Genomic DNA, 8657 nt, shown 5'->3' with positions numbered 1-8657 from the left:
GGCTCGCTGCCTCGGCCGGCGTGCTGGCACTGGCGGCGTCGCTCGCGGCGCGGCAGCGGCCGCTGCAGGCCGGCGGCTGAAGCTCAGTCGACYCCGAGGAAGCTGCGCATGCGCTCGATCTCGTCGGCCAGCCCGGCCTTGAACGCCGGGTCGCGCGGCGCGCGGCCGTCGACGTAGCCGAGCTGCTGCGTCAACCGCCCGCCGACCATCGACAGGTTGCCCCAGCCGATCACGCGGTCGTGCCACAGCAGCGGCAGCGCGTAGTAGCCGAACCTGCGCTTCGGTGCCGGCGTGTAGGCCTCGAAGCGGTAGGCCCAGCCCCACAGCAGCTCGAAGCGGGTGCGGTCCCAGACCACCGGGTCGAACGGCGCGAGCAGCCGCACCGCGTCATCGGGCGCATGGCGGCGCGAGGCCGGGTTCTCGTCGGCCGGCCAGTACCAGGTGACGCCATCGAGCTGCAGGCTCGCGAGCTGCTCGCGCGCCAGCTTCATCGCCGCCTGCGTCTGCGTCTTCAGGTGCGGTGCGCCGTAGCCCAGCAACGCGGTCAGGTGGGTCAGGCTGCGCGCCGGCAGCGGCGCGTACTTGCGCACGATCAATTCCAGCAGCGCGGCGGCGCGGCGCGCCCGTTCGCCGGGGCTGTCGTCGGCCGGCGCATGCTCGACCGCCTCGTAGACGCGGATGCCCGCATCGCGCCGCACGACGCGCAGCATGCCGCGGTAGTGCATGCCGTCGAGCAGGTGGGTGCTGGCGTTCGACGAGCCGCCCCAGTAGTTGGTGACGCGGCCGTGCGCGAAATGATCGTCGACCTCGCGCGGGTGCACGCGGCCGCGCTCGCGCACGAAGGCCAGCACGTCGGCGGCGCGGCGCTGCGTGGCGCGGTCCCACACCGTCGTGGCGACGCGCGGGTGCATCAGCGCCAGGTGCTCGCGCGGCAGGAAGCCGTAGTTGACGAGGCAGTCCTCCTCGATCGGCAGCTTCGCGTAGCGGCGCTCCAGCTCGCCCGCGCGGTAGCCCTTGACGCGGTGGCGCAGCGTCAGGTCCTGCGCGCGCGCCGGCGAACGGATCGGGTCGGCCTGCAGGAACCCCAGCTGGCGGATCGCGCGCAGCAGCGTGGTCGGCTTGAAGAGCGTGCGGGCGACGGCGTAGCGCCGCAGGTGGTCGAGGGTGATCGGCATGGCCGGAATGATGCGGCATCCGGTTGCCAGTTGGTGTCACCAGTCCTCGGCCGCGCCCGCGAAAGCGAGGCGCTCCATCAAGCCACTCCCCAGGATCCGGCTCCGCCGGGCCGAAGGGAGGCGCCCCTCGGGGGCAGGAGCGATAGCGACTGGGGGGCCCTATCTTTCCAGCTGCTCCACCGTGTCGAGCTGCATCTCGAAGCTGAAGAAGCGGTCCCGCCCCTGCGCCTTCGCGGCGTACAGGGCCTGGTCGGCGCGCATCACCATGCCTTCGGCGGTGGTCTGGGCGTCGGGAATGCAGGTGGTGATGCCGCCGGTCAGCGTGACCAGCCCGCCGACCGGCGAGGCCGGGTGCGGCAGCGCCACGCCGGCCAGCATCCGGCGGATCGCGCGCGCGAAGGTCATCGCGCCCGATTTCGGCGTGTTCGGCAGGATCAGCGCGAACTCCTCGCCGCCGTAGCGCGTCGCGCGGTCGCGTGGCCGGTGGCAGGCGTCGCGCAGCAGCGCGCCGATGCGGCGCAGGCAATCGTCGCCCTGCACGTGGCCTAGCGTGTCGTTGTAGGGCTTGAACGCATCGAGGTCGCAGAACACCAGCGTCAGCGGCTGCTGCTCGCGCCGCGCGGCGCCGATCTCGGCATGCAGCAGGCGGTCGAAGCCGCGGCGGTTGATCAGGCCGGTCAGTTCGTCGAGTTCGCTCAGGTGCTGCAGGCGCTGGTTCGCGGTGCGCAGCTCCGACGACACCTGCATCAGCTGGGCCTGCATCTGCAGCAGCCGGGTCATCGCGCGCAGCTTGGCGGCCAGCACCACGGTCGACACCGGCTTCACCAGGTAATCGTCGCCGCCGCTCTCGATGCCTTTCCACAGGTCCTGCTCCTGGTCGCGCGCGGACAGGAAGATGATCGGCGTCCAGCGGCCGGACTCGGCCTGGCGCATCTGGCGCGCCAGCCAGTAGCCGTCATGGCCGGGCATCACGACGTCGAGCAGCACCAGGTCGGGCTGGTGGCGCTGGAACTGCTCCAGCGCCCAGGTCGCGTCGCCGGCTTCGAGCACCCGGTGGCCCAGTGCATCGAGCTGCGCGACGAGCGCGACGCGCACGCCGGGCTGGTCGTCGACGACGAGGACGGTCAGCGAGGAAGCAGCAGCAGGAGCGAGGGGCATGGGCAGGACCGGTGACGCCGGTCTCGACGCCTTCGTCCCGCATATCGGCGGGCCGCGCCGCCGGCTGAAGCCGCGGTAGCGATCGCCGACAGCGCTGCGCGCACTACTGCACGCAGGCCCGTCTGTCTGACAAGCCGTCTCTTACAGCCCCGCCGCTGCGCGCAGCGCCTGGGCCTTGTCCGTCTTTTCCCAGCTGAACTCCGGCTCCTCGCGGCCGAAGTGGCCGTAGGCGGCCGTCTTCTCGTAGATCGGGCGCAGCAGGTCGAGCATCTGGATGATGCCCTTCGGGCGCAGGTCGAAGTGCTCGTTGACCAGCGCGGCCAGCTTGTCGTCGGGGAGCACGCCGGTGCCTTCGGTGTAGACCGTCACGTTCATCGGGCGGGCCACGCCGATCGCGTACGCCACCTGGATCTGGCACTGGCGCGCCAGGCCTGCCGCGACGATGTTCTTCGCGACGTAGCGCGCCGCATACGCGGCCGAGCGGTCGACCTTGCTCGGATCCTTGCCCGAGAACGCGCCGCCGCCGTGCGGGCAGGCGCCGCCGTAGGTGTCGACGATGATCTTGCGGCCGGTCAGGCCGCAGTCGCCCTGCGGGCCGCCGATGACGAAACGGCCGGTCGGGTTGATCAGGAACTTGGTGTCCTTCAGCCACTCCTTCGGGAGCACCGGCTTGATGATCTCCTCGATGATGGCTTCGTTGAACGAGGCCTTCATCTTCTTCGGCGTCTCGCTCTGGTCCGGGCTGTGCTGGGTCGACAGCACGACGGTGTCGATGCTGTGCGGCTTGCCGTCGACGTAGCGCATCGTCACCTGGCTCTTCGCGTCGGGGCGCAGGAACGGCAGGCGGCCGTCCTTGCGCAGCTGGGCCTGGCGCTCGACCAGGCGGTGCGCGTAATAGATGGGCGCGGGCATCAGCTCGGGCGTCTCGTCGCAGGCGTAGCCGAACATCAGGCCCTGGTCGCCGGCACCGGTGTTCAGGTGGTCGTCGCTCGCCTGGTCGACGCCCTGGGCGATGTCATTGGACTGCTTGTCGTAGCAGACCATCACCGCGCAGCCCTTGTAGTCGATGCCGTACTCGGTGTTGTCGTAGCCGATGCGCTTGATCGTGTCGCGGGCGACCTGGATGTAGTCGACGTGCGCGTTGGTGGTGATCTCGCCGGCCAGCACGACCAGGCCGGTGTTGGTCAGCGTCTCGGCGGCCACACGCGAACGCGGGTCCTGCTTGAAGATCGCGTCGAGGATGGCGTCGGAGATCTGGTCGGCGACCTTGTCGGGGTGGCCTTCAGAAACGGACTCGGACGTGAAAAGGAAGTCGTTCGACACTCTTAAACTCCAGCAAGGTTGAAAACCGCGTTGCCGGACTTGAGGGTTCTTCGAGCGGCGAACGCTTTAGCAGGATTTTTGAATCGCCCCGCAAGTAGTTCATAACTCGGCGATGGCGGGATTATAGAAACAGATGACAACCCTATTGCGCTGGTTTGCCGGGCTTTCGCTGGGCTTTTTGCATCTTCTCGGCGGCGTCCTGGGCTGGCTGGGCTACGCGTTGTCCGGCAGCTACCGGCGCCGCATGGTCGAAAACGCCGCCCAGGCCGGGCTCGACAGGCCCGCGTGGCGCCCGGCGATCGCATCGGCCGGCCGCATGGTGATGGAACTGCCGAAGCTGTGGCTGCGGCCGATCGACCGCAGCGTGCTCGCCCTGGTGCGCTTCGAGGGCGAGGCGCTGGTGGCCCGCGCGCTCGAGTCCGGCCGCGGCGTGCTGCTGCTCACGCCGCACATGGGCTGCTTCGAGATCACGGCCCAGGCCATCGCCGAGCGCTGGGGCACGCAGCAGCCGATCACGGTGCTGTACCGCCCGGCACGCCAGGCCTGGCTGCGCCGTCTCGAGGAGACCGCCCGCGACCGGCCGCACCTGCAGGCGGTGCCGGCCACGCTGTCGGGCGTGCGCCAGATGATCCGCGCGCTGCGCCGCGGCGAGATGGTCGGCCTGCTGCCCGACCAGGTGCCGCCCGACGGCATGGGCGTGTGGGCACCCTTCTTCGGCAAGCCGGCCTACACGATGACGCTGGCGGCACGGCTCGCGCAGCAGACCGGTGCCGCGCTGCTGCTGACCTGGGGCGAGCGGCTGCCGCGCGGTGCCGGCTACGTGCAGCGCTTCTTCGAATTCCCCGGCGCGCTGCCGGACGACCCGACCGAGGCGGCCAGCGCCGTCAACCGGGCGATGGAACAGCTGATACTGCAGTGCCCCGGCCAGTACCTGTGGGGCTACAACCGATACAAGGCGCCGCGCGAACATCCGGCGGACGCCGCGCAAAAAGAATAGAGAACGCTCGATGGGAACCCGCTTGCTGCTGGGAACGATGTGGCTGCTGCATTGCCTGCCACTGCCGCTGCTGGCCGCGCTGGGACGCGGGCTGGGGCGGCTGCTGTTCGCGCTGGCGCGCTCGCGGCGGCGCGTTGCGCTGCGCAACCTGGAGCTCTGCTACCCGGACTGGAGCCCGCAGCAGCGGTTCGCGCTCGCCCGCGAGCATTTCCAGTGGCTGGGCCGCAGCATCCTCGAGCGCAGCCTGCTCTGGTATGCGCCGATGTCGCAGCTGAAGCGGATCATCCACGTCGAAGGCGACGTGAAGCTCGCCGAGCGCAGCCCGCGGCCGGTGATGTGGCTGGTGCCGCACTTCATGGGGCTGGACGTGGCCGGCGTCGCGACGCTGCTGTTCCAGCAGCACCCGGCCTGCTCGATGTACCAGCAGCAGAGCAACCCGGTGATGGACGAGGCGATCCGCAAGGGCCGCATGCGCTTCGGCGACCATGCGGAGATCTTTCCGCGCAGCGACAAGGCGTTGCCGCTGATCCGCGCGATCCGCAAGGGGCACGCCTTCTTCAACCTGCCCGACATGGATTTCGGCGCGCGCGATGCCGCGTTCGTGCCGTTCTTCGGGGTGCCGGCCGCGACGCTGCTCGCACCGTCGCGCATGGCGCGTGCGCTCGGCATGGTGGTGCAGCCGGTGATCGCCGAGATGCTGCCCGGCGGCCAGGGCTACCGGGTGCGCTTCGGCGAACCGTTCACGCACTTCCCGAGCGACGATCCCGTCGCCGACACCGCGGCGATGAACCGCTGGATCGAGGACGAGATCCGCAAGAACCCGGCGCAGTACCTGTGGGTTCACAAGCGCTTCAAGACGCGGCCGGCGGGCGAGGCGTCGCTGTACTGACTGCGGCGCCCGCCCCGCCTGCGATCACCGCTCAGTCGCTCCTTGGCAGCGTCAGCCGCGCGCCGAGCGCATTGCCCAGCCGGAGCGCGACCTCGGCGTCGCCCGCGGTGGTCATCAGCATCGCGTGCTCCTGGCGGCCGGTGTCCATCTGCAGCAGCGAGAAGCCGAAGCCGAGCAGCCAGGTGTGCAGTTCGAACAGCGCCGCACGCGGCGTGCGGCCGCGCCCTTCGCGCCAGTTCCAGCCGTAGATCGCCGCAATGCCGGCGGCCCGCGCCAGTTCGCGCCCCTGCCGCTCGACGTCGGCGATCTCGTCGACGCCGACCAGCAGCATCGCCCACTGGCCGTCCTGCTGCCCGCCTTCGGCCAGCAGCGCATGGCGCACCGCCTGCGGCACAGCGTCGCCGGCATGCACGCCGTTCACCACGCGCTGCTGCAAGCGCAGGCGCTCCTCGGTGCACAGGTGGCCGAGCACGAGGCGCAGCCATTCCAGCAACGACACCTCATCGGGCTGGCGTGCCGTCGTCGTCGGCGGCACGGGTTCGCCGGGGACGCTGACGAACATCGGCTCCTGCTCGTCGCGGCGGCGAAATCGCTTCAGGAATTTCAGCATGGCACCGCCTCCCGACGCAGGATCAGGCAGGGCACGCCGCCCAGGCGCCAGCGCTTGTCGGCGCGCAACGGCGGCGCGAAGGCGCGGCCGCAGGTGCAGGGTCGACTGCCGGCGCGCACCGGGCGTCGTCGGCCGAGCTTCAGCCGGACGGCGGGGGCGCGCGTCAGCGGCCCGCAGCGGGCGCCGGTGTCATCGCCAGAAAAAGTGGTGTTCATGTCCATCGCGTCTCCCGTAAGGAACAGCCGGCGCGACGATCGCCTCCGGCATGGTTCGGCATGCTCGCCACGCTTTGTGCAGGCCTTTTGCAGGCGGCCAGATGTTTTCGAGAAACCGGGTTCTGGCGGGCAGATGGCCGGGATGAACGGCGACCCTGCCCGGCCCGCTGTCATGGCGCGCGGCGATAATCCCCGCCCATGAGAGTGCAGTTCACGAAGATGCAGGGGGCCGGCAACGACTTCGTCGTGCTCGATGCCACCGCGGCGCCGCTGGCGCTGGATGCCGCGCAGCTGCGCGCACTGGGCGACCGGCGATTCGGCGTCGGCGCCGACCAGATCCTGGTGGTCGAGGCCAGCGCGACGCCCGGCATCGATTTCCGCTACCGCATCTTCAACGGCGCCACCGGTGACGAAGTGGAACAGTGTGGCAACGGTGCACGGTGCTTCGTGCGCTTCGTGCACGACAAGAACCTGAGCACCAAGACGACGATCCGCGTCGAGACGATTCGTCAGGTGCTCGAACTGCGCATGCAGGACGACGGCCGCGTCACCGTCGACATGGGCGCCCCGGTGTTCGACCTGCCCGCGCTGCCCTTCGACGCCAGCGGCCTGGCGCCGCGCGAGCTGAACGGCTTCGCGCTGTGGCCGCTGCCGGTGGGCACCGGCACCGTCGAGGTGGCTGCGGTGTCGATGGGCAACCCGCATGCGGTGCAGGTGGTGGCCGATGTCGACACCGCACCGGTCGCGACGCAGGGCCCGCTGATCGAGCAGCATGCGCGCTTCCCGCGCAAGGTGAACGCCGGCTTCATGCAGGTGCTGTCGCGCACGCACATCCGGCTGCGGGTGCACGAGCGCGACGCCGGCGAGACGCTCGCCTGCGGCACCGGCGCCTGCGCGGCCGTGGTCGCCGGCATCCGCATGGGCCTGCTGGATGCGCGCGTCGATGTCGATGCGCGCGGCGGCCGACTCACGATCGAATGGCAAGGTGCCGCCGGCAACCTTCAACAGCCCGTGCTGATGACCGGCCCCGCCACGACCGTCTTCGACGGCGTGATCCATCTGTAGAGACGTAGAAGGGCCCACCCGTGAGCATCCAAGGCATCACCGAACAGGACATCGCGAACTACCTGGCCAACACGCCGGGTTTCTTCGAGCGCCACGCCGAACTGCTGGCAGCGGTCCAGCTGACCAGCCCGCACGGGCAGCGTGCCGTGTCGCTGCAGGAGCGGCAGATGGAAATGCTGCGCGAGAAGAACAAGGGGCTCGAGCTGCGCATCATCGAGATGATCCGCCACGGCACCGAGAACGTCTCGATCGCCGACAAGCTGCACCGCTGGACGCGCGCGATCATGCTGACGCACAACCCCGGCGACCTGCCCGACGTGCTGGTGGCCGAGTTGAAGCACCAGTTCATGATCCCGCAGTCGGCGATCCGCATCTGGGGCGCGGCCGACGTGTTCAACGTGCTGCCGTTCGCCAAGGCGGTGAGCGAGGATGCCCGCAGCTTCGCGGCCAGCCTCTCGCAGCCGTACTGCGGCGTCAATTCCGGCTTCGAGGCGGCCCAGTGGCTGGCCGACGTCTCGACCGTGATGTCGCTCGCGCTGATCCCGCTGCGCGTGCGCCAGGACGACCCGGCCTTCGGCATGCTGGTGCTGGCCTCGCCGGACCCGACGCGCTACAGCGCCGACATGGGCACCGAGTTCCTGTCGCGCATCGGCGACATCGCGAGCGCCGGCCTGTCGCGGCTGCTGCCGATCGCCTGAAGGCCTGGGCCGGTCCCGCGCGATGACTGCACCGTCCGCCGCACTCGACGCGGACCTGCAGCGTCACCTCGTCCACCTCGAATCCGAGCGACGGCTCGCGCCGCGCAGCCTCGTGCTGTACCGCGATGCGTTCGCGCGGCTGCAGGCCTTCGCGCAGGCGCAGCCGGTGTCGCTGCGCGCCACCCAGGTGCACCACGTGCGGCGCTGGGCGGCGCAGCTGCATGCGCAGGGCCTGGGCTCGCGCAGCATCGCGCTGGTGCTGTCGGCCTGGCGCGGCTTCTACCGCTGGCTCGGCCACGAGGGCGTGGTGCCGATGAACCCGGTGGACGGCGTGCGCGCCCCGAAAGCCGCCAAGCCGCTGCCGAAGGCGCTGCCGGTCGACCAGGCGGTGGCGCTGGCCGAGCCGCGCGAGGACGACGACACCGATCCGGCACTCGCTGCCCGCGACCAGTGCATCGTCGAGCTGCTGTACGGCTGCGGGCTGCGCGTCGGCGAACTGGTGGGGCTGGACGTGCGGGCCAGCGGCG

10 protein-coding genes are annotated in these 8657 nt (G+C 70.4%); 5 read left to right on the top strand and 5 right to left on the bottom strand.

Annotated features, from left to right (window positions below; all coding sequences use genetic code 11):
- Positions 1-83: 83 nt before the first annotated feature.
- From AC1D1T_RS27080 to metK, 3 genes are all read right to left on the bottom strand, one after another.
- The gene (locus AC1D1T_RS27080; RefSeq protein WP_477829202.1) at positions 84-1175 is read right to left on the bottom strand and encodes a DNA glycosylase AlkZ-like family protein; all 1092 of its coding nucleotides are present in this window, start codon (positions 1173-1175) and stop codon (positions 84-86) included.
- Positions 1176-1334: 159 nt separating this feature from the next.
- A complete protein-coding gene (locus AC1D1T_RS27075; RefSeq protein ID WP_465110606.1) occupies positions 1335-2333 on the bottom strand; it encodes a GGDEF domain-containing response regulator in 999 nt (332 codons plus the stop codon).
- Positions 2334-2474: 141 nt separating this feature from the next.
- Positions 2475-3656: a methionine adenosyltransferase gene (gene metK, locus AC1D1T_RS27070; protein WP_047507819.1), complete on the bottom strand. Its 1182-nt coding sequence runs from the start codon at positions 3654-3656 to the stop codon at positions 2475-2477.
- Positions 3657-3789: 133 nt separating this feature from the next.
- Between metK and AC1D1T_RS27065 the strand changes: the two genes are divergently transcribed.
- Together AC1D1T_RS27065 and AC1D1T_RS27060 are read left to right on the top strand one after the other, a co-directional pair.
- Entirely contained in the window at positions 3790-4653 is an 864-nt protein-coding gene (locus tag AC1D1T_RS27065; RefSeq protein ID WP_477824865.1) for a lysophospholipid acyltransferase family protein, read from the top strand.
- Positions 4654-4663: 10 nt separating this feature from the next.
- A complete protein-coding gene (locus AC1D1T_RS27060) occupies positions 4664-5542 on the top strand; it encodes a lysophospholipid acyltransferase family protein (protein ID WP_047507823.1) in 879 nt (292 codons plus the stop codon).
- A 31-nt stretch (positions 5543-5573) separates the two neighbouring features.
- Here AC1D1T_RS27060 and AC1D1T_RS27055 read toward each other — a convergent pair whose 3' ends face one another.
- Complete coding sequence (locus AC1D1T_RS27055; protein ID WP_047507826.1) at positions 5574-6152, bottom strand: DUF6630 family protein; 579 nt, start codon at positions 6150-6152, stop codon at positions 5574-5576.
- Entirely contained in the window at positions 6146-6373 is a 228-nt protein-coding gene (locus AC1D1T_RS27050) for a hypothetical protein (protein WP_477824863.1), read from the bottom strand. Before AC1D1T_RS27050 ends, AC1D1T_RS27055 begins: the two co-directional genes overlap by 7 nt.
- A 192-nt stretch (positions 6374-6565) precedes the next feature.
- Here AC1D1T_RS27050 and dapF point away from each other — a divergent pair, with 192 nt between their 5' ends.
- The 3 genes from dapF to AC1D1T_RS27035 all read left to right on the top strand — a co-directional run.
- Positions 6566-7432 carry a diaminopimelate epimerase gene (gene dapF / locus AC1D1T_RS27045; RefSeq protein ID WP_477824862.1) on the top strand — a complete coding sequence of 289 codons (867 nt, stop codon included), beginning with the start codon at positions 6566-6568 and terminating at the stop codon, positions 7430-7432.
- Positions 7433-7452: 20 nt separating this feature from the next.
- The gene (locus tag AC1D1T_RS27040) at positions 7453-8130 is read left to right on the top strand and encodes a DUF484 family protein (protein ID WP_047507834.1); all 678 of its coding nucleotides are present in this window, start codon (positions 7453-7455) and stop codon (positions 8128-8130) included.
- A 22-nt stretch (positions 8131-8152) separates the two neighbouring features.
- The coding region (locus AC1D1T_RS27035; protein ID WP_477992837.1) for a site-specific integrase at positions 8153-8657 on the top strand (505 nt) is incomplete at its 3' end.

Source organism: Rhizobacter sp. P2_H3 (assembly GCF_056403355.1).
This window is presented reverse-complemented; position numbering and strand designations above follow the sequence as displayed.